The following is a 21,099-nucleotide window of genomic DNA, read 5'->3' on the forward strand; positions in this document are numbered from 1 at the left end:
TGTCTAAATAAAGCAAAGAGTACTTCCGTTACTACTTTTAGAGTGGCAGACCATTCCAGCAACGTAAAGAGCTACATCCATATTATTAATTGTACTCTTTTAAAAAGACCTTTCTCCCCCAAAAAAGTTAGGAGAAAAAGGACTTAAGAATTTTAAAATAACTGTTTAATTATACCATATAAAAGCAAAAAAAGTCATTCTAATTTGAGTTAATTCAAGCGACCTATCATTTCAACTTCCGTCTCTAAATTAATACCATATTTCTCTTTAATTGTCGTCTTTGCGTGATTAATTAAATCGATGACATCTTGTGCTTTCGCTTCACCTATATTAACGATGAAATTTGCATGCATTTCCGAAATTTGCGCACCGCCAATTTGAAATCCTTTTAAACCAGCTGTTTCAATTAACTTACCTGCATGATCAGGCAATGGATTCCGGAACACACTACCACAGCATGGATATGCCCAAGGCTGAGATTCTCTACGATAGTCCTTATTTTTCTGCATACGTTTAACAATCGTTTCTTTATCCCCTTTTTCAAGGGTAAATATAGCCTCAACGCAAATGGCTTTTTCCTTTTGTAAACGAGATGTACGGTATGAAAATTCCATATCCTTAGCGTCTATCCACTCCATATGACCGTCTTCAAATAAAATATGAGCTTTCTTTAATATGGTTGAGATATCAGATCCATGTGCCCCAGCATTCATGAACACTGAACCGCCAACAGACCCAGGAATTCCACCAGCAAATTCAAGTCCTGAAAGACCTTTCCGACTAATTATAGTTGCTAGCTTTATTAAAGGATAGCCTCCCCCGACTTTGATTTCCTCCTCATTAATTTCTAACCCCTCAAAACCTTTACTTAATTTAATAACGACCCCTTCCATTCCCTTGTCAGATACAAGCAAATTAGAACCTCTACCAATCGTTCGCCAAGGAAGAGCCGCTCTTGTTATTATTTTCATTGCATGTTGAAGACCTTCAGTATCTTTCGGTTCAAGAAAAATATCTGCCGGACCACCAATTTTCCATGTTGTATGGTTAGATAAAGATTCGTACTCTTTAACACTGCCGATATTTTCGGCGTTTAATTCTCTCATAATCTCTTGCAAATCGACCAACCTCATTTCTTACCAATCCATTTACTCTATTATTTATATGCGTATGACTACTTATCGTGAAATATCTTTTAATAATTGATAAACATTTGTAGCAGCCGAAGGAACCCCTAGTTGGAGTGCTTCTTTTTTCATCATTTCCCATTTTCCGTCTTCAGTAAACACTTTGTTTATATCCTCTAGCAACTGTGATCCATCCATATCTTTCTCGAGTCGTAATATCGCAGCACCTTTTGAACTAAGGGCTCTTGCGTTTCTCTCTTGGTGATTATTTGTAACATATGGACTTGGAATTAAAATGCTTGGTAAACCAATCGCTGTTACCTCGGCAAGAGTTGTAGCACCCGCACGAGCAACAATTAAGTCAACTGCTCCAAGGACATCAGGCATATTATGCAAAAAAGGCTTGATGATAACATTATCGGGATTTCCCTGCTCTTTCACCTTTTCCATTACCGCATCATAATGAACGTTACCAGTAACATAGACCACTTGGTAGTCCTTTCCTCCTACCTCTCCTACAATCGATAAAAATGCGTCATTTATTGGTTTTGCCCCCCGACTGCCACCGACAATTAATACTGTTTTTTTATTTTCTTGAAGGCCAAGTGAACTTTTACCTGCTTGAGCATTTATCTCTTTTACTTCAGAGGCACGAGGATTTCCTGTAAAGACAACTTTTTCAGTTGGAAAAAATGAGGAAGCTTCCTCAAAACAAATTGCGACTTTTTGCACATATTTGCTTAAAAATTTATTCGTTAAACCTGGCACACTGTTTTGTTCATGAACAACTGTGGGAATTCTCATCTTTGCAGCAGCATAAACAACCGGCCCACAAACATACCCACCTGTCCCTATAACAACATCAGGTTTAAAGAGTTTCATCATTTTCTTAGCTTGCTTAACCCCTTTAATAAATCTTACAACAGTTTTAACATTCTCAAGGGAGATTTTTCTGCGAAAGCCTGTAATATGTATGGTTTTAAAAGGAATTCCTTCTCGTTGTACAAGATCGTTCTCCAGTCCTTTTTCCGTACCAATATACAAAATTTTCGACTCTGGTTGTTGTTTCTGTATCTCTTTTATTAAAGACAGGGCCGGATAAATATGTCCACCCGTTCCACCACCGCTTACAACTACTCTCATTGGTCCCCTCCAAAAACATGATTAATACCATTTTATCATGAACCTAGCTTGGTTTATACACGATTCCTATGTGATTTTTTGATAAAACGTGAATTTAATCCGAAAATAAAAAGAGGATATCCCATGTATTTTGAAATCAACGTCTAGAATATCCCTATTTGTGGGTTTATAGGTAATTAATATCATTTAAATGCGTGAATGTCGACTAATATTTAGTAAAACTCCAATTGCAACTAGCATTAAAGTAAGGGAAGATCCTCCGTAACTTAAAAACGGGAGTGTAATTCCTGTAACTGGCATCAGCCCTGTAACAACCCCAACGTTAATCATTACTTGAATGGCAACCATTGCAATAATCCCGACTGCTAAAAGACTACCAAATAAGTCCGGTGCACCTAAAGCAACTCTAATTCCCCGCCAAAGCAATATACTAAAAAGGATAATTACGATACATCCGCCAATAAACCCCAACTCTTCTGCCAATATTGCAAAAATAAAATCGGTTTGAGGTTCTGGCAAGTAAAAATACTTCTGTCGACTCTCGCCAAGACCCATTCCCATTAGTCCACCTGGTCCTATTGCATACAAAGACTGAATGATCTGAAAGCCACTTCCCAATGGATCAGACCAGGGGTCAAGAAAGGAAGTAATTCGTTTAACACGATACGGCGCAGAAATAATTAAGCCTACAAAACCAACAAGCCCAAGCATTCCTAGCATAACAAAATGACTAATTCTTGCCCCAGCCACAAAAATCATAATCACACATGTCCCAACCATAACGGCGCCAGTCCCTAAATCGGGTTGTAACATAATCATACCGAACGCTGTCATAACAATAGTCAATGAGGGAAGAAGACCCCTTTTAAACAAAACTATTTTCTTTTGATTTTCTGATAAATACTTTGCCAAAAAAGCAATCATCGCCATTTTCATGAATTCTGACGGTTGAATTGAAAATGCCCCAACACCAAGCCAACTTCTTGCTCCACCACGAACTAGCCCTACTCCTGGGATTAAAACAATCACTAATAAGACGAAACAAACAATTAATATAAGTTTTGACCATGTCCGCCATGTCCAATATTCGATATTCATAATAAAAAACATTGCTATAAGTCCTATACTCGCAAAAAACAACTGACGTTTTGCAAAAAAGAATGAATCGTTAAATCGATAAGATGCCCAAGCCTCACTTGCACTGTAAACCATAATCATCCCCACGATAAGCAGAGTAATGGTTGTAATCATAAGAATCAAATCAGGAGAAGACTTTTCTTTTGCCATATCAGCACCTCGTTTAGAACAAATTCAATAGTTTGTTAACTCTCTCTCTAAACGTATGCATGCACGCACGAAAACATGTCCAACTCTATACTAGAAGTTAGACCAAAAAACGCCATCACTCTTTTTATGGAATGATGGCATTTGAACTAAATTAAATTAGCGACGCTTTCGATAAAAGATGTTCCTCTCTCTTCGAAGGTTTTATACTGATCCCAACTTGCACAGGCAGGGGATAAAAGGATGATATCTCCTTCTATCGAAATCTTAAAAGCGATGTCTACGGCATCTGCCACTTTTTCCGAAAAATAGACGTCAACATTTGCTGCTTTAGCAGCCTTTGCTATTTTTTCTTTTGTTTCTCCAAAGGTAATAATCGCTTTAACCCCTTCTAAAGCCGGGACTAATGAATCAAATTCATTGCCTCTATCTAGTCCACCTGCAAGAAGAATCACTGGTTGAGTAAATGCTTCTATCGCTTTAGTAGCAGCTAAAATATTTGTCGCTTTTGAATCATTATAAAACAAACGCTCCCGATATTTCTTTACAAATTGCAAACGGTGTTCAACACCACTAAATGTAGTAAGAACATGTTTAACTTGTTGCAATGTTGCTCCCATTAACAGTGCCGCACCAAGTGAGGCTAAAATATTTTCGAGGTTATGAAACCCAGGAAGAACAATATCTTTAGTATGTATCAATGGTACTCGGTCTTTTACAATTTGGTCGTCTATTATACATAGCCCAACATCAAGATCCTTCGTTACAGAGAAAGGGATTTTGTTAGCATTTGTTTGTTCTGTCATTGACACAACAAAAGGATCATCCGCGTTATAGACTATATAATCCATTTGTTGTTGATTAGCAATAAGTTTACTTTTGGCATGAACATATTCTTCTTTTGTCCCATGATAATCAAGATGCGCATCAAATATATTTAAGAGCACCGATACTTTTGGATGGAAATTTTGTGTTCCTAGTAATTGAAAGCTCGACACCTCCATAACTATCACATCTTGTTCAGTTGCTCTTTCTGCAACTTCACATGCGACAGTGCCGATATTTCCTGCTATTAATGGTTGAAGAGTACTATTTTTAAGCATCTCATATATAAGTGTCGTTGTCGTTGTCTTTCCATTTGAACCTGTAATAGCAATAATTGGTGCCTCACTAATTTCAGAAGCTAATTCAACTTCTGTTACGACAGGTAATCCTCGACGCTCAGCTTCCTTAACAATTGGATTGTCGTAAGGGATACCAGGGTTTTTAACCATCAATTCAAAGTTTTCATCAAGAAGAGAAAGTGGGTGGGACCCACAAACGACTTTAACACCTAATTTCTCTAGTTCCTGAGCTTGGATATTGTCTTCATATTGTTTAGAATCGTTTACAGTTACTCTCGCACCTAATCGCAGTAAAAGTTTTGCAGCAGCTTCTCCACTTTTAGCAAGACCAACTACCAATATTTGTTTATTTTCGTAATGTCGTTTTATAACCATTTACATCCACACCTCTAAATAAATTCCAATAATTGCGAACACCATGCCTACAAACCAGAACGTAACGACAACTCGCCATTCAGACCACCCTGAAAGCTCGTAATGATGATGTAATGGACTCATTTTAAAAATCCGTTTACCTCGCGTTTTGAAGGATAAAACTTGAATAATGACCGATAACGTTTCGATAACAAAGACGCCACCAATTAATATTAAAAGTATTTCCATTTTCGTCATAATTGCAATAGCTGCAATAGCTCCTCCCAGAGCTAAAGAACCAGTATCACCCATAAATACTTTTGCTGGATGCGCATTAAAAACTAGAAAACCCAAAACCGAACCAACAATAGCTGCACTAAAAATCGATACATCGATAGCATTTATATGCCATGCTAAGACAGCAAACGCACCGAACGCAATGGCCCCTGTCCCAGCTAATAGACCGTCTAATCCATCAGTTAAATTTACAGCGTTAGAAGCACCTACAAGCATAATAATAATTAAAGGTAAGTACAACCATCCTAAATCGACTGAAAAATTGGTGGCCGGTATTGAAATTTCTGTTGAGAAGTCCATTTGAATAAGACCAATATAAAATAAAACGGATATCGCTAACTGTCCTAATAGTTTTTGCTTAGAAGTTAAACCAAGATTTCGTTTCATCACAACTTTAATATAGTCATCGATAAAGCCTACCGCGCCAAAGCCTACAGTTACTAATAATAGTAATAGAACTTCTTGGCTAAATGATAGGAATCGAAAGGAAATAAATAATGTTGACACTAAAATTGATAAAACAATAATGATGCCGCCCATTGTAGGTGTACCGGTTTTTTTCTGATGTGACTTTGGACCTTCTTCTCGGATACTCTGCCCAAATTTTAAACGTTTTAAAAACGGAATAAAAAGAGGAGCCAATAGAACAGCAATTAAAAATGACAAGACTAACGTTATAAGCAATACTCGTTCTAACAAATCACTCTTCCTCCTTTCTGATAGCTTGATATTTATCTATAAGCTGTTCTAATTTCATTCCTCTTGATGCTTTAAATAAAACCACGGTATTTTGGTTAACTAGCCCCGCTAAATGCCGGGCCGCTTTCTCAAGGGAATCGGCTTCAAATAATTCTCCCTCGGTTTTTATTGAATGATGTTTTTTCCATTCATCAAAAATCCATTTGCCTTTTTCACCAATTGCGACAAAATGTGTAATGGAACCATCAATGACACCGGCAACTGATCGATGTAATTTTTCTTCATTGGCACCAAGCTCATACATATCCCCTAAAACAATGATACGTTTTTGATAATTTGGAATATGCTTAATCGCATTTACCGCAGCCATCATCGATGTGGGACTCGCATTATATGCATCGTTAATGATTAATTCCCCATGCTGACCTTTCATCTTTTCTAATCTCATCCCTGATAATGAAATCGTCGACAGTCCTTTTTGGATTTGTTCATAAGAAAGACCGAGCTTTTTTGCTAAAACAATGGCATAAGTCGCATTTTTCACATTGTGTTCTCCAAGTAATGGTAACGAATAGATTTCTTCCTCAAGTTTAAACCTAAACCCTTCATCGGTAGCATGAATTTGTTCAATAACAACTTCATTTTCTTTTGCAAACCCAATTTTAATTGTTTCGTTTTGATAGTAAGGAACTAGTAAAGGCTCATCCCCATCCAAATAGACATTCCCATTTATTTGTAAACCTGCCAGAATCTCCATTTTTGCTTTAGCAATTCCTTCTCTACTGCCTAACTGCTCCATGTGAGACTCACCGATATTCGTTACAATCGCTTCGTTCGGACTTGCTATATGACTTAATAATTCGATTTCACCAAAGCCACTCATTCCCATTTCTAAAATAAGGAATTCGCACGTGACTGGCATCGACAAAATCGTGAGCGGTAGTCCAATATGGTTATTATAATTGCCTTGTGTTTTAATAGTTTTACTAACCGAAGAAAGCAAACTATACACAATATCTTTTGTTGTTGTTTTTCCATTACTTCCAGTAATCGCAATAACGTTGGGATTAATTTGTTCACGATAATTTTTTGCCATCTGCTGTAAGGAAACTAACGTATCCTCAACAATATATAACTGGAAGGAATCAGGTAACTTATCAGGAATTGATTCACTTTTTGCCCATAAGGCAGCAGCTGCCCCATTTTTAATGGCTTGTTGTATAAAAGTATGACCGTTAAATATTTCGCCCACTAAAGGAACAAACAAATCGTTTGGTTGAAGAGACCGTGTGTCAGTCGAAACACATCGAAAAAATCGTTCTCCTTCCTGAAGCCGTGTTGAGAGCAAAGTAGATTCAATTAGTTTTGATGTTAGCATTATAATCGCTCCCTAATCGCCTGACTTGCAATCTCTCGGTCATCAAAATGGATAGTTTTATCACGTAAAATCTGATAGGTTTCATGGCCTTTTCCTGCAATAACTATAATATCATTTTCTGATGCTTGATTCACGGCATGCCAAATCGCTTTTTTTCTATCTAAAAACACTTCATAGCTAGCTTTAGCCAACCCTTGTTTCATATCTTCAATAATCTCAGCTGGGTCTTCTGATCGAGGATTATCAGACGTAAATATCGCCCTGTCAGCCTGTTCAACAGCAATTTTCGCCATCACTGGACGCTTAGATTTATCGCGGTCTCCTCCGCAACCAACAACAACTGTAATTTTCCCTCTTGCAAATTCTTTTACAGTCTGAAGGACATTCTCAAGGCTATCAGGCGTATGTGCATAATCGACAATGACAGTAAACGATTGACCTTCATCGACTGGTTGGAACCGACCATCGACTCCTTCGATTTTCTCCACGCTTGAAATTGCTTCCTTTAAGCTTATTCCTGAAACTAGGGCAGCAGTTATTGCTGCTAGACTATTATATACACTGAACATCCCCATTAGCTTCAAATTGACGCTTTCTGACTCTTTAAAAGCATGAATAATAAACGTCGTACCACTGCTCGTTATCTTTACATCATCAGCAAAAACATCTGCTGATTTCTTAATCCCATATGTGATAACATCTGCTGCTGTCATTGCAAGAATGGCTTCAGACGCAGGATCATCGGCGTTTAACACCGCTACTTTTTCTTGATAGGTGTTCCCAAGTTGAGCAAATAAGAGGCCTTTCGCGTGTAAATATGATTCCATTGTTTCATGGTAGTCGAGATGGTCAGGAGAGAGATTGGTAAAAACAGCAACATTAAAATCACAACCTCTCACTCTCCCAAGATGCAGAGCATGAGAAGATACTTCCATCATAACCACTTCTACGTCCTCATCTTTCATTTGTTTGAAGCGTTGCTGAAGGATTACTGATTCAGGTGTTGTATTTTTCGTTTCATAAACAACATCCTTCACTTTGGTGTACATCGTCCCAATCAATCCTGTTTTCTTATTTGCATCTTGCATAATTTGTTCAAGTATATGCGTGACTGATGTTTTTCCATTTGTTCCAGTTACACCAATAAGATGCATCTTTGTCGTAGGATCTCCGTAAAAATAGGAAGATATTTTAGCCATTGTTCGTTTTGTATCTCTAACCACAATAACTGGAACATCGACATTAAGGGGACGTTCTGCCACAATGGCGACAGCCCCCTGCTTTACAGCTTGATTAACGAACTCATGTCCGTCAACGGTATAACCTTTAATACAGAAGAATAAAGTTCCCTTATCAACAAGTCTTGAATCCATTTCTATCTTATGAACGGAAACTTGACGATACTCCTCTTTTTTTGGAACGAACGGGATTTCTTCTATTAATTCAAGTAATGTTTTCATTGATAAAACCCCTCACAATCACTAGCACTCATTTTCTTCACCTAGCATAGAATTTTAACATGTTTATCGAAGATTCCCTGCTAAAATCACACTAGACTTATTTTAGACTGTAGAATACTATTTGTCACCCATATAAAGACGGATTGTTGAACCAGAAGTTACCTTTATGCCAGGGTCGGGTGATTGAGCTAGTACACGCTTCCCTTCACCATTAACATCTATTTTTAATTCGTAATACGAGTCATGTATTTCTCTCGTCGTTCTACCAATTAAATCAGGTACTTCAACAAGCAGTTCATCATTCCACGCCAGTTCTTTTTCAATTTGGTTCGTTCTCTTCTCAACTCCAAGAGCACGTAAACTGTCCCCTATCATTTTTCCAACAATTGGGGCTGCGACAATCCCCCCGAATTGTAATGTGTCTTTTGGATTATCAATAGCAACATAGATAACAATTTGTGGATCATCCGCTGGTGCAAAACCAATAAAGGAGACAATATGATTATTTTCTAGATAGCGTCCGTCTTTCGCTTTCTGGGCAGTCCCCGTTTTTCCGCCAACTCGGTAGCCTTCAACAAATGCACCTTTACCTGTGCCTAACGCAACGACACTCTCGAGTGCGTGTCTTACTTGTGATGAAGTTTCGTCCGAAATGACTCTTCGCTTCATTACAGGAGCTTGGCTATCAACTATTTCTCCTGTTAACGGGTCGACCCATTCTTTTGCAATAAAAGGTTGATATAAATACCCCCCATTAATTGCAGCAGATACCGCCGCCACCTGTTGTATTGGCGTAACAGCCACTCCTTGCCCAAATGATGTCGTAGCAAGTTCTAGCGGACCTACTCGATCTCGATTGAAAAGAATTCCTTTACCTTCACCTTGTAAATCAATGCCCGTCTTCTGCCCAAACCCAAAATCTTCAATATAGTTGAATAACCGGTCCTTGCCAAGTCTTTCACCTAGCACAACAAAACCGGGGTTACATGAATTTTGCACCACTTCTAAAAACGTCTGATGCCCATGCCCACCCTTTTTCCAGCAACGAAGGTTTCTACCAGCCACTTCAATATAGCCTGGATCATTAAATGTATCCTTTTGAAGGTCAACTTCTCCCTCTTCTAGAGCAGCAGCTAACGTAATTATCTTAAAGGTAGAACCTGGTTCATATTGCATCCAAACAGGTTTATTTTGGTTGTAAATTTCTGGTGGGACCTCTTGAAAATTTTCTGGATTATAGTGTGGACGACTGCTCATTCCAAGGATCTCACCAGTGTTTGGATCCATCGCAATGGCCATTGCTCCATCCGGATTATATGTTGCTTCAGCTATGTCTAATTCACGTTCAATAATCGTTTGCACTCGACTGTCAACCGTCAGTCGTAAATCTAATCCATTTTCTGGTGCTTGGTATTCATCTGCCAAATTAGGCATCCGATTTCCTTTAGCTGTAGAAAAAAATGACACATAACCCTTCTCTCCTTTTAACTCCTCTTCATAATATAACTCTAAGCCTGTTAAACCTTGGTTATCAATACCTGCGAAACCAAGTACATGGGATAAATAGCTTCCAAAAGGATAGTGTCTTTTACTATCTTCGGCAATATACACACCTGCTAAACGAAGGGCTCTTACTTCACTAGCCTTTTCTTTTGAGATTTTGCGCCCCTCTGGATTAATACGTACGATTGATTCTCCCTTTGTGATAAACTCATATGCTTTTTTCTGGTCCATGTTTAGGGCCGCAGCTAGCTTCTCTGATGTCTCAACAGGGTCTTGAATCTGTTTTGGGACAACCAATATTGAAGGAGAGCTGACATTCGTAGCAAGTACGATATCATTTCGATCGAGAATTTCTCCACGTTTCGCTTCAAAGGGTACATCTCGACTCCATGAATCTTCTGCACGGTTTGTCAACCAATCTCCGAGGGCAAATTGGACATAACCAAGACGTAGGGCAATAATCATAAAAATAGCCAGTCCAAAAAACAAGACAAGGACAAGACGTTTTCGAACGGTTACATTAGAAACTCGCACCACATATACCTCCCGCTTTCGTTCAATTCAAGTAACGTCAAATTTGACATGAGCTTGTTTTAACGTATGCTTGTACGAAAGCGAATAGAACATGGTACAAGTTCCAATTTAGTTACTATTCCCCTATTTGCTCTACTGTTCCCGAGTCCTCTTGTTCCTCTATTTTCTCTGATTGATTTCGGTTATTTGAAAACTCTGCAATCAGATAATCATCTTTTTGAATAGTGGCTCCTTCTTGAATACTTTGGGTCGTCACAAAACCATTTCCAAATAAGGTCGGATTTAAATTCAACAAATTCGTTAACTTTAGTACATCCCGATTCGACCAACCAATTATATTCGGCATTTGGTAAGTATTACTTTTGGTTCGTAGCATAACTTTTTCACCTGGTAAAAGACCTTTATTAGGAAAAGGCTGCTGAGCTTCAATATTTTCTCCGTCTCCGAATACATATACCTCAAGGCCTGCTTTTTCTAATTCTGTCCTTACGTCTGCAACAGAACGATTTACGTAGTCCATCGTCTTAAAACCAGTCTCCGCTTCTTCGGTCAACTCCTCAATAGAAGGCATAATATTTAAATACTGAAGACTTTGTTTCATAATAGTGTTAAATATCATTGCGGTTGGTTCCGAACCTACCTCGTGCTTACTTAACTGCGGTCTCTCAACGGCTACATAAACGACAACTGATGGATCATCCTTTGGAGCCATACCTAGAAAAGAGAATATATTTTCTCCGTGACCTCGAATATAACCTCTACCCTCTGGATTTCTTACTTGGGCAGTTCCTGTTTTCCCTGCAACCTGAAAGCCCTCCAAAGCATACGGACGGCCCGTACCTGAGGGATCTGATACAACTCTACCCAATAAATTACGAACCTCAGCTGCTGTTTGAGCTGAAATTGGTTTACCTACTTCCTCCGGATCATGTTTCTCAATAACTTCCTTTGTCTCTGAATCTTCAACTCTATCAATAATATAAGGCTTCATCATTGTTCCATTATTGGCAATGGCTGTTACAGCTTGAATTTGTTGAATTGGAGTTACAGCCGTTGCTTGACCGAAGGCTGTGGCTGCTGCATCATACTTATAACTATTAGCAATCAAACTTGTTGCCTCATTTGGTAAATCAATTCCTGTTGGTTGATTGAAACCAAATCGGTTTAAGTAGTTATAGAGTTCCTCAGGTCCTAGCTTTTCTAGAGCTATTTTTGAAAACGCAACATTGGATGACCTTAACAATCCTTCATCATAAGTTATTGGTCCCCAACCTCGCCCTTTGTTGTGATCAGAAACCGTATCAGGACCAATTTTATATTGTCCAGACTGATATTCTTCCTGACCATTATATACATCTTCTTCAATTGCCGCTGCTAGAGTAAACATTTTCATTGTTGAACCGGGTTCGAATCGATCAGAAATAGCGTAATTCATATAATTCTTAATTTGTTCATAATGATTTGGATTAAAACTAGGACGATTACTCATCGCAAGAATTTGTCCAGTTTTAGGGTCTGCAACAATCGCAATAATTTTCTCTGGTGAGTACTGATCTTCTACTTTTGTCATAACCTGCTCAAGAGCTGTTTGAATATTGGAATCGAGAGTCAAATAGATGTCATGACCATTTATTGCAGGAGTTACATGGCTGTTAGGATTAGGTAAAGGTATTCCTTTTCTATCACTTTGATACTGTATTGTTCCATTTGTTGGACGTAACAAATCATCATAACTTTTCTCCAGGCCCATTCTAGCCTTCTCCATATTTCGTTCTGTGTATCCAATGATATGAGATGCGTACGTTTGTTTAGGATAGTATCGTCTAGGCTCTTGCCGAAAGTAGATTCCATCAAGTTCTAAATTTTTTATCTCTAACATTTTATCGTACGTTAAATTTTTTGCGCTCGCTCCTAATTCCACTTGAAACCGATCAGCAGATAGTAAATTCTCAAGAGATGTTACATCCATATCAATGTACGGTGATAACAACTCAGCTGTTTCTCGAGGATTCTTTACATATCTTACTTGGTTTTTATCTAGGACAGCATAGACCGTATATGAGTTTAATTCTTGAGCAAGGGCACTACCTTTTCGATCATAAATCGTCCCTCGCTTTCCTTCAATCACTTGACTTTTTGTCCACTTTTCTTCTGCAATTGTGACTAATTCTTCTCCCCTTACTTCTTTCGATGTTTGAATGTAACCTATTCTGAAGGTAAGGACTAAAAATAGCAATAAAAACATAACCATTAATATCACAGCTCGTACGTTTGTTGTTGCTCGTTTAATATCCACTCTTTCACCTCAATTTCCCTAATAATTATTCTGAAAAAAAACTAGTTCAATGTTGATGAACTAGTTTTGGACGACTTTCACTTGGTTATCATTAAGAGACATGCCCGACTTCTCAGCAAGCTCTAAAATACGATCTGGCGCACTTAATTCAACAACTTGAAGAGATAGTCCTTCATTAACCTGAGTCTGTTCTTTGATGGACGATTCCAGTACATACGCTTCTCGATTTAAGCTATAAATCGTCGCATAATTATGTATAATAAAACCGACTACGAGAAACATCGTTAATACCATTGAAGCAATAATCAGTTTCTCTCCCTTTGTGATTCTAGCTTTTTCAACTCTAAGCTGTTTTCTTTTGTTAATCTTTTGTTGTTCTTGATGCTCTTGTTGCTGTTGTAAATTCCTTGCTACCATACTCATAGTGTAAACCTCCTATCTTTTTTCAGCTATTCTAAGTTTCGCTGATCGTGAACGATTATTTCCCTCTAATTCTTCATTCGATGGAACTATTGGCTTTCTAGTGATTAATTTTAAAATGGTTTCATACCCTTCAGGAATTACCGGAAATCCCGGTGGCAAATCAGGGCCTTTACTATGCTCTTTAAAAATTTCCTTGCACAATCTATCTTCCAAAGAATGAAACGTGATAACACAAATGCGACCATTCTGATTAGTTAAATCTATGGCTGACTCAAGCGCTTCTTCAAATGCCCCAAGTTCATCATTTACAGCAATTCGAATAGCTTGAAACGTTCGTTTTGCAGGATGGCCTCCTGTTCTTCTTGCCGGTGCAGGAATCGCATCTTTAATAATGTCGACAAGTTCCCCAGTTGTCTCAATTGGTTTCTTTTCTCGAAAGGCTTCAATCTTTCTAGCGATTTGCTTTGCAAATTTTTCTTCCCCATACCGAGAAATTATCCTGACCAATTGATGGAATTCCCATTCATTTACAACATGGTACGCAGATAATGAAGAGGTTTGATCCATCCTCATGTCTAGGGGTGCATCTTGATGATAGCTGAAACCTCTTTCTGCTTCATCTAATTGAGGCGAGGACACACCTAAATCAAAAAGAATTCCGTCAACGCCATCAATTCCACGATTTATTAATTCTTGTTTCACAAATCGGAAATTGCTACGAATAAGGGTAAATTTCCCTTCATACGGTGCTAGTTTTTCTCTAGCATAGTCAAGTGCCTTGTCATCCTGGTCAAAGGCAAAGAGATGACCCTTCTCTCCAAGTTGTTGAAGAATGAGCGCAGAATGCCCTGCCCCGCCTAATGTACAGTCTACGTAAACACCGTCTGGACGAATATTTAAACCTTCTACCGATTCTTCTCTTAAAACAGTTATATGAGTGAACAAACTATCACCTCTCCTTTTAACGCTCTCACATGTCGCGGAAGGCTTGTTCATCCTTCTATGTATGCCAAAGTTAAAAATGTATTTCGACTTTAATAAGTAATCATTCATTCATTGTTCAAGATGCTTTATTCACTAGTCCGGGTTTTCTATAAATCAAAATCAACGATATTTTCAGCGATTTCACTGAATGATTCCTCTGCATTCGAGAAATACTCTTCCCAGATTGATTTACTCCAGACTTCTACTCGGTTGGAAACACCGATGACAACACATTCTTTTTCAAGATGCGCATACTCGCGAAGAGGTGAGGCAATATTTACTCTCCCCTGTTTATCGAGCTCGCATTCAGTCGCTCCAGAAAAGAAAAATCTTGTAAAAGCCCTTGCATCCTTTTTCGTGAAAGGAAGGGTTTTTAATTTTTCCTCTAACTTTTTCCATTCTTCGAGTGGGTAAGCAAATAAACATCGATCTAATCCACGGGTCACAACAAACGTTGCCCCAAGCTCATCACGAAATTTCGCTGGAACAATCATACGTCCTTTTTCATCAACGTTATGACGATATTCTCCCATGAACATCGAAAAGCCATCCCCCTCCCACTTATTACACTTAAGTTACCACATCCCCCCACTTTTCACCACCATTATTTTAATTTTACACAAAAATAAAAAACCCTGCTTAGTAGCAAGGGTTTTTGTTCCTTTTCTTCCGACATCGATTTCATCCATGAATTTACAAAATGATGACTTTATGTCGTCCGTTTAATTCAAAGTTCATTTCCATAATTCGACTAAGTCCCTTCTCACCAATCAAATTCAAAAGCAATATTGGATGAGCAACTCTTTCTTGAAGTCGATTTAAAGGGAATAGACAATGATTGGCCTCGTCAAATTTTGATAGAACCAGAGCATGCCTCTCTTCCACGAAATGATTCATTTTTTTTTCTAAAAACGTTAATTGGTGCTCAATTTTTTCATAGTTTTTTTTACTTAACTTATACAAGGTCTCATCCATTTTCATAGCCAACTCTTGTATTGAACGATGAGACTGTTGGAATTCTGTCTTCACTCGTTCGATTTCATCATTGATTGGGTACTCATTTATGTCTGAGAGCCACGTTTCTTTTAATTGCTCACCTTGACCTTTAAGAAACTGTTCACAGGTGAAGTCAAACTGCTCTACCCATTTATCTATATGCCTTGGAATATAGGTCATTTGTAAGCGAGGAATAACCAAAGGCATCTTATGGTTGAATGAATGAAATACAGGTTTTAATGTCGCCCAATAAGCTAATTCTCCTGGTCCAGTAATAAAACCAAGCACAGGTAACAATTTTTCTTGCATAATTGGGCGAGAAACGACATTATTACTAAGCTTTTCCGGGGAATTAGATGCGATCCCAAGCAAATCTCCCTTCAAATATTGAATCTCAGTACCTTTTACTTTAAAAACATCCGAGGAAAAATCTAAACGCTTTCTCTCCTCGTTTACTTGAATAAATAAGTGAGCATTTTCTTCTTCGGTTTCAATCGGTGTCCCATATCCTAAAGACTGGTATTTACGCAAACCTTCAATGTGACCAGATTGGACAGCCTCAATATCTCGAATTATTTCCTTAAAGTATTCAGATTCAATTCGACGTAAGTTTGGATGATTGGAATCCAGTAAAATAAGTCCTTGCTCTTTAAACAACCAGTGCATCATTTGAGAGAAAAAATCAATATAAGTCGTGGAACATTCCGCAAAAGAACGAATGGTTTCCGTTAAACTTCTCGTATATGTTGTTTCCGGTAGCGTCCGAAAAAGATCATCTATCCATTTCACTAAAAAATCCTTCGAAAGATTTATCTCGGAGGCAGCCTGAGCTCCTTGTTCTTTTTGTTTGAGAACATGTTTAGTCCAACGGTTGTTTTTATGAGCATATACATAGCGAATCTCTTCTAAATCATGATCCTCACCAGCAATCCAAAAAACAGGAACAATAGGGGTAGATAACCGTGTTTCTTGCTGTTTCGCCAAAACAATAACTGAAATTGCTTTATATATCGTAAAAAGCGGTCCAGTTAATAAACCGGCTTGCTGTCCTCCCACAATTGTCATTGTATTAGAATCACGTAATTTATGTATATTTTCGACTACTTTATCCCTATATGGAAGATGCCGATGCGTGGAAAGAAGGTGTTCAACTAGTTCTTCACGCTTAAACGTCCTATTTTTTAATTCCTCTGCCCTTTGTTCATAGCTTGTCGGTTCATGTAGTGAATAGTCAAACAATTGACTAACATTCTTATTACCTTCTATATAATCCGTAACGATATTCGAATGTGATAAGTCTATTTCTCGCACTTCCATTGAAATTGACGTCCCTTCATATTTAAAAATTCACCTCTATCATAGCAAAGACTCTTCTTCTACACCAATATTTAGAACTTCCTCAAAGAAAAAGTAAGTTAACAATGAGGATTATTCATGCAGATGTGTAGTCGATCTTCAATGAATAGTTTATGGTTTGAAAATTCTTAAAAAAAGGCCAAAACCACTTAAAACAATGTATAGGGAAAAGAACACAATAAAATTAAAGCGCCAAATGCCCCTCAATAGTTTCCCCGTATAAATATCTTCAGCTACTTTCCAATGAATAACTGTAAAAATAAATGCGATTAAAAAAAAGAGCATTAGTATCATCCAAAAGAAAGATTGACCTGAAAGCTCAAGTAGGATGAAATACACTGAGGCCATGAAAAGAACACAGGAGCAATCAGCTGCAAAACGAATTGACCGTTGCTTATTTTTCGTCAGTTTGACCGTAACAATATAAAAGAAATACCATGCCAATATTGGTACCGTTATCAGTGTTGCTAGAAACCAAGCAAAAGCATTTGACACATAACATGCCTCCTTTCTATTTTTCTAAACCTTTGATTGATAAGAACAGAAAGAATAATAGCGGTGCATCTACTGAGCGTAATGATGCTTGTTCTAATAAATATCCAACAATGCTATTAATTTCTGTTCGACGGCGATTATCTAAATCCTTCAACATAGAAGAACGATTCTTTGCAGTACGTTCACAAATTTCACAAACATATACCCACAACGACTCTTCATCCTGACGCTCAAGAATACGAACAATTTCATTAAATACTTGTCGTAGCAATTGCCTGTGATCTTGATTTTCGATTAACTCGCCGTTTTCAACATTTAATAACGCCGTGAGTGGATTAATACAGGCATTCACAATTAATTTGTCTTCAAGCATCGCCTTCCAATCTTTCTGGGACTCAATAACAAAAGAAGTACTAGAAAGTTGACCCATCAACTGAGACAAAACCCCATTACTTTTCTTTACAAAAGCCCAACGAATTCTTCCGACTCCCGTATGGCGGACAGACCGTTCATCTTGTCTCATAGTTCCATGTTCTACTACGGCGACCCCAACTTCTGACATTTGCACATTCCTGACTGATTCCAAATGGCCCATACCATTTTGTACAAAAAGAATTGAAGTAGCGTCACATTGAATTATTTTTAACATGTCAACTACACCATTTACCTCAAATGACTTTACTGAACAAATTATAATATCCTCCATTAGATGAATGTCTTTATTAAATTGTTTTACTTGTATAGGGAAACACTCTTCTTTTTCGGTAGAAGAGATAAACAAAAGCCCTCGTTTCTTTATTTCATTCATTTGCTCGCTGCGTCTAGTATAAACCGTGACATTAAAACCTGCTTTATACAAATAAGAGGAAATAAGTAACCCTACGGAGCCCCCTCCAATAACAGCAACTTTCATTACTTTAACAACTCCTGCCATAATCTTTTCAAATTGTAACATAAATTTTCTGCAAATTAGTGTAGAGAGTTCTGATTATTGCAGATAAATGAAGAAAAAAATTTTTTGATACTACTTTTTATTTATTTTGTAGTAAACTAGAGGGTAGATATTAGACTTTTATCATTAGGAGGTCACATTCTTGAATACGTTAGAAGTTAAACGATTGCTGGTTAATTACAAAACATTAGAAGAGTTTAAAAGTTTTCGTGAATATGGTGCTGCCGAACTATCAATGAAAGATGACTTAAATGCTAATATTATTGAAGATGATAGTGAATCTCCATTTTATGGGATTTATTTCGGTAAAAAATTAGTAGCACGCATGAGTTTATACCGAATTGATGGGAAGTACGACCGTTATTTTGACCCACCACAAGATTATTTAGAATTATGGAAACTTGAAGTCTTAGAACCCTATCGTTCAAAAGGATACGGTCAAGCACTAGTAGATTTTGCCAAAAGCTTTGAATTACCTATTAAAACAAATGGACGCCAAGGATCAGGAGATTTCTGGGTCAAACAAGGCTTTGAAGCCGTGACATATCATTCATCACGTGACCGTGGAGAAAACCCATTTGTTTGGTACCCTGAGGGTGTAAAAGAGCAATATGTGGAAGAAGATAAACAATCTTTAGAGTCAAGTGATAAACTTTAAAAAGAACTGACACTCTTTGTATATGATTTTTTCAGTAAGTGTACCCTGAACTATCAAAAAAAAAAAAAAAAAAACAAAGCGATTAATAGTTCGCTTTGTTTTTTTTTTATTTCGAAGCTCTCGGCTCAATTAATTCTCTAGAGTCTTGATAAATAGAAAGGTTTCTAGCACGCTCCATAATCGACAGCAAAGCTCTGTAGTCTTCTGTCATCGTCTTCTTTTGATCCTCTAGTTTTGCTAGTCTATCTTTCAATAATTGATTCTCTTGTTTAAGTTGTTCAAGTTCTTCGATATTAGACGCATCTTCCTTTTGATGATGGTAATCTGTTAAGAATTCTAAAACCTGTTCCATCGTTATTGTCAACTTACGATCTTTAGCTGGCTTAGACACTTTCAAAGGAAGGGCTTGATCCACTACATCGTTGCTCGGACTCATCTCATTACTAACTTCTTCCTCCCAATTCTCTTCCTTCACCGTTTCACCAGGCTTTCTTCCTTTATTTCTTTGTTTTCTTGCTAGAGCGATTGCCGATTCATATTTCTTTCTAATAGCTGAGTTCCAACGAAACCCACAGGCTGCACTAGTCCTAGATAGTCGGTCCCCTACCTCTTCAAAAGCTGCCAGCTGAGTTCCTCCTTCACGAATATGACGCAATACAACCTCAGCTAAAATTAAATCCTCGTCTGTACTCCAAGCATCTTGACGAATTGGTGACATATTAACCCTCCTTAATAACTTATGCTTTATACGTATGCATATACTAGTAAAGATAGACTTTGTTCTATTAGTGTTTGTTCAAAAAGAGTGGTTTTTTCCTTTTTGAACAAACACTAAACAATGCGGGTAGGAGCCGAATGTTTTTGAGACACAACTATGATCTGGGTTCTCATAATCATATAATCGCTCATTCCTAATCTTTTAACTATATTTTTTGAGCACGCTCTATTAAGGGATTATGTCCTTGTTCGTATAAATCTATTCATCTTTCAATAACTTTGCCCTACTTACAAAGAAAATATGGGAAGATCGGGTTACACAAAGAAAAGACTAACTCACGAAATGAGTTAGTCTTTTAACAATAGTACGTCATATTACTTGCTAATCACGTCTTGGCCTTTGTAAGAGCCACACTCTTTACAAACACGGTGAGCAAGCTTGAATTCTCCACACTCAGGACATTTAGTCATGCCTGGTACTGCTAATTTATAGTGAGTACGACGTTTAGCCTTGCGAGTTTTAGAAGTTCTTCTAAATGGTACTGCCATCATTCCCACCTCCTTACAGGATCTAATCAATATGAAATGAAGGTCCGATCAATGCCGGTGCTTCGATTTTCTTTACTCTTTCTCAAAAAACTTAGCTAGATCAGCAAGCCGTGGATCAATCTTGTCTTGCTTTTCTTCTAATTTTGTTACCAGTTCCCAGTCCTTACCTTCAGGTGGCGCCTGTGCTTCAGCATCATCTTCAGCAAAAATTTGCATAGGTATTTCCAATAAAATATGCTCTTTAATGTAAGGTACTAAATTAATGACATCATCATCAATAATATGCACATCTTCTAATTCATTCTCTTTCCGATAATACTCATCAGCAGGGCGAAATTGTTCAGATACGTGCAAATCAAACGGAAGCAATACATCCGCTAGTGTTCGCGAGCAAGGTAAAGTAAGTTCACCTGTAATATGAAGCGGAAATGTAACAACATGTCCTGTATATACAGCTTCTCCCTTTACTTTCACTGGAGAAATTGAACGTATTTCATCATTTTGCTCTTTTATTTCAGATAAATCAATAACCTCATCGAAAACAAATGGCTTATGTTTCGCTACATTGAGTTGTGCTAATGTCCATTTCATTTTTCTTCACCTCATAAGGCAACAAAAGTAATTATAAATCTACAGTTTTTGTTTGTCAACCTTTTTTCTTTACACTGATTTGGCTTATAATATGTGCATGTCCTAATAAAATGCGTGAGACTTATTGTAGCATGTCAAGATTATTGAGTAAAGTCTTGAATCATATTAAATAGCAGAGG

19 protein-coding genes are annotated in these 21,099 nt (G+C 37.6%); 1 reads left to right on the top strand and 18 read right to left on the bottom strand.

Annotated elements, in window-relative coordinates; all coding sequences use genetic code 11:
* Positions 1-209: 209 nt before the first annotated feature.
* From murB to CEF19_RS02260, 15 genes are all read right to left on the bottom strand, one after another.
* A complete protein-coding gene (gene murB / locus CEF19_RS02190; RefSeq protein WP_198510226.1) occupies positions 210-1,118 on the bottom strand; it encodes a UDP-N-acetylmuramate dehydrogenase in 909 nt (302 codons plus the stop codon).
* Positions 1,119-1,178: 60 nt separating this feature from the next.
* Positions 1,179-2,270 (bottom strand): undecaprenyldiphospho-muramoylpentapeptide beta-N-acetylglucosaminyltransferase, encoded by a 1,092-nt coding sequence (gene murG / locus CEF19_RS02195; protein ID WP_100404563.1) that lies wholly within the window; start codon positions 2,268-2,270, stop codon positions 1,179-1,181.
* Positions 2,271-2,456: 186 nt separating this feature from the next.
* Entirely contained in the window at positions 2,457-3,557 is a 1,101-nt protein-coding gene (gene spoVE / locus CEF19_RS02200; protein WP_100404564.1) for a stage V sporulation protein E, read from the bottom strand.
* A 146-nt stretch (positions 3,558-3,703) separates the two neighbouring features.
* On the bottom strand, positions 3,704-5,053 hold the full coding sequence (gene murD / locus CEF19_RS02205) for a UDP-N-acetylmuramoyl-L-alanine--D-glutamate ligase (RefSeq protein ID WP_100404565.1): 1,350 nt from the start codon (positions 5,051-5,053) through the stop codon (positions 3,704-3,706).
* Complete coding sequence (mraY, locus tag CEF19_RS02210; protein WP_100404566.1) at positions 5,054-6,028, bottom strand: phospho-N-acetylmuramoyl-pentapeptide-transferase; 975 nt, start codon at positions 6,026-6,028, stop codon at positions 5,054-5,056.
* A 1-nt stretch (position 6,029) separates the two neighbouring features.
* Positions 6,030-7,406, bottom strand: a complete 1,377-nt coding sequence (locus CEF19_RS02215; protein ID WP_100404567.1) for a UDP-N-acetylmuramoyl-tripeptide--D-alanyl-D-alanine ligase — start codon at positions 7,404-7,406, stop codon at positions 6,030-6,032.
* A complete protein-coding gene (locus CEF19_RS02220) occupies positions 7,406-8,866 on the bottom strand; it encodes a UDP-N-acetylmuramoyl-L-alanyl-D-glutamate--2,6-diaminopimelate ligase (protein WP_100404568.1) in 1,461 nt (486 codons plus the stop codon). Before CEF19_RS02220 ends, CEF19_RS02215 begins: the two co-directional genes overlap by 1 nt.
* Positions 8,867-8,983: 117 nt before the next feature.
* Entirely contained in the window at positions 8,984-10,903 is a 1,920-nt protein-coding gene (locus tag CEF19_RS02225) for a stage V sporulation protein D (protein ID WP_100404569.1), read from the bottom strand.
* A gap of 115 nt (positions 10,904-11,018) precedes the next feature.
* A complete protein-coding gene (locus CEF19_RS02230; protein ID WP_100404570.1) occupies positions 11,019-13,199 on the bottom strand; it encodes a penicillin-binding transpeptidase domain-containing protein in 2,181 nt (726 codons plus the stop codon).
* 60 nt (positions 13,200-13,259) lie between these two features.
* The gene (gene ftsL, locus CEF19_RS02235) at positions 13,260-13,622 is read right to left on the bottom strand and encodes a cell division protein FtsL (RefSeq protein ID WP_100404571.1); all 363 of its coding nucleotides are present in this window, start codon (positions 13,620-13,622) and stop codon (positions 13,260-13,262) included.
* Positions 13,623-13,634: 12 nt separating this feature from the next.
* Positions 13,635-14,567: a 16S rRNA (cytosine(1402)-N(4))-methyltransferase RsmH gene (gene rsmH / locus CEF19_RS02240; protein ID WP_100404572.1), complete on the bottom strand. Its 933-nt coding sequence runs from the start codon at positions 14,565-14,567 to the stop codon at positions 13,635-13,637.
* Positions 14,568-14,713: 146 nt separating this feature from the next.
* A complete protein-coding gene (gene mraZ / locus CEF19_RS02245; protein WP_100404573.1) occupies positions 14,714-15,145 on the bottom strand; it encodes a division/cell wall cluster transcriptional repressor MraZ in 432 nt (143 codons plus the stop codon).
* Between the two features lie 154 nt (positions 15,146-15,299).
* The gene (gene bshC, locus CEF19_RS02250; RefSeq protein ID WP_100404574.1) at positions 15,300-16,919 is read right to left on the bottom strand and encodes a bacillithiol biosynthesis cysteine-adding enzyme BshC; all 1,620 of its coding nucleotides are present in this window, start codon (positions 16,917-16,919) and stop codon (positions 15,300-15,302) included.
* Positions 16,920-17,069: 150 nt separating this feature from the next.
* On the bottom strand, positions 17,070-17,453 hold the full coding sequence (locus CEF19_RS02255) for a DUF3397 domain-containing protein (protein ID WP_100404575.1): 384 nt from the start codon (positions 17,451-17,453) through the stop codon (positions 17,070-17,072).
* A 16-nt stretch (positions 17,454-17,469) separates the two neighbouring features.
* Positions 17,470-18,408 carry a 2-dehydropantoate 2-reductase gene (locus CEF19_RS02260; RefSeq protein ID WP_100404576.1) on the bottom strand — a complete coding sequence of 313 codons (939 nt, stop codon included), beginning with the start codon at positions 18,406-18,408 and terminating at the stop codon, positions 17,470-17,472.
* 139 nt (positions 18,409-18,547) lie between these two features.
* Between CEF19_RS02260 and CEF19_RS02265 the strand changes: the two genes are divergently transcribed.
* Positions 18,548-19,063, top strand: coding sequence for an N-acetyltransferase (locus CEF19_RS02265; RefSeq protein WP_100404577.1), 516 nt, complete (start codon positions 18,548-18,550; stop codon positions 19,061-19,063).
* A gap of 106 nt (positions 19,064-19,169) precedes the next feature.
* Here the strand turns inward: CEF19_RS02265 and CEF19_RS24075 are convergent, their stop codons facing one another.
* The 3 genes from CEF19_RS24075 to CEF19_RS02280 form a co-directional block, all read right to left on the bottom strand.
* Positions 19,170-19,781: an RsfA family transcriptional regulator gene (locus tag CEF19_RS24075; protein WP_100404578.1), complete on the bottom strand. Its 612-nt coding sequence runs from the start codon at positions 19,779-19,781 to the stop codon at positions 19,170-19,172.
* A gap of 374 nt (positions 19,782-20,155) precedes the next feature.
* On the bottom strand, positions 20,156-20,329 hold the full coding sequence (rpmF, locus tag CEF19_RS02275) for a 50S ribosomal protein L32 (RefSeq protein ID WP_100404579.1): 174 nt from the start codon (positions 20,327-20,329) through the stop codon (positions 20,156-20,158).
* A 72-nt stretch (positions 20,330-20,401) separates the two neighbouring features.
* Positions 20,402-20,920: a YceD family protein gene (locus CEF19_RS02280; protein WP_100404580.1), complete on the bottom strand. Its 519-nt coding sequence runs from the start codon at positions 20,918-20,920 to the stop codon at positions 20,402-20,404.
* Positions 20,921-21,099: the final 179 nt, after the last annotated feature.

This window comes from Bacillus solitudinis, from assembly GCF_002797395.1.
Lineage (GTDB): Bacteria > Bacillota > Bacilli > Bacillales > Bacillaceae_D > Halalkalibacter_A > Halalkalibacter_A solitudinis.

Excerpts from the sequence above, each read along its gene's own strand:
- murG (WP_100404563.1), bottom strand. The coding sequence starts at position 2,270 with ATGAGAGTAGTTGTAAGCGGTGGTGGAACGGGTGGACATATTTATCCG.
- spoVE (WP_100404564.1), bottom strand. The coding sequence starts at position 3,557 with ATGGCAAAAGAAAAGTCTTCTCCTGATTTGATTCTTATGATTACAACC.
- murD (WP_100404565.1), bottom strand. The coding sequence starts at position 5,053 with ATGGTTATAAAACGACATTACGAAAATAAACAAATATTGGTAGTTGGT.
- CEF19_RS02215 (WP_100404567.1), bottom strand. The coding sequence starts at position 7,406 with ATGCTAACATCAAAACTAATTGAATCTACTTTGCTCTCAACACGGCTT.
- CEF19_RS02220 (WP_100404568.1), bottom strand. The coding sequence starts at position 8,866 with ATGAAAACATTACTTGAATTAATAGAAGAAATCCCGTTCGTTCCAAAA.
- ftsL (WP_100404571.1), bottom strand. The coding sequence starts at position 13,622 with ATGAGTATGGTAGCAAGGAATTTACAACAGCAACAAGAGCATCAAGAA.
- mraZ (WP_100404573.1), bottom strand. The coding sequence starts at position 15,145 with ATGTTCATGGGAGAATATCGTCATAACGTTGATGAAAAAGGACGTATG.
- bshC (WP_100404574.1), bottom strand. The coding sequence starts at position 16,919 with ATGGAAGTGCGAGAAATAGACTTATCACATTCGAATATCGTTACGGAT.
- CEF19_RS02260 (WP_100404576.1), bottom strand. The coding sequence starts at position 18,408 with ATGTTACAATTTGAAAAGATTATGGCAGGAGTTGTTAAAGTAATGAAA.
- CEF19_RS24075 (WP_100404578.1), bottom strand. The coding sequence starts at position 19,781 with ATGTCACCAATTCGTCAAGATGCTTGGAGTACAGACGAGGATTTAATT.
- rpmF (WP_100404579.1), bottom strand. The coding sequence starts at position 20,329 with ATGGCAGTACCATTTAGAAGAACTTCTAAAACTCGCAAGGCTAAACGT.
- CEF19_RS02280 (WP_100404580.1), bottom strand. The coding sequence starts at position 20,920 with ATGAAATGGACATTAGCACAACTCAATGTAGCGAAACATAAGCCATTT.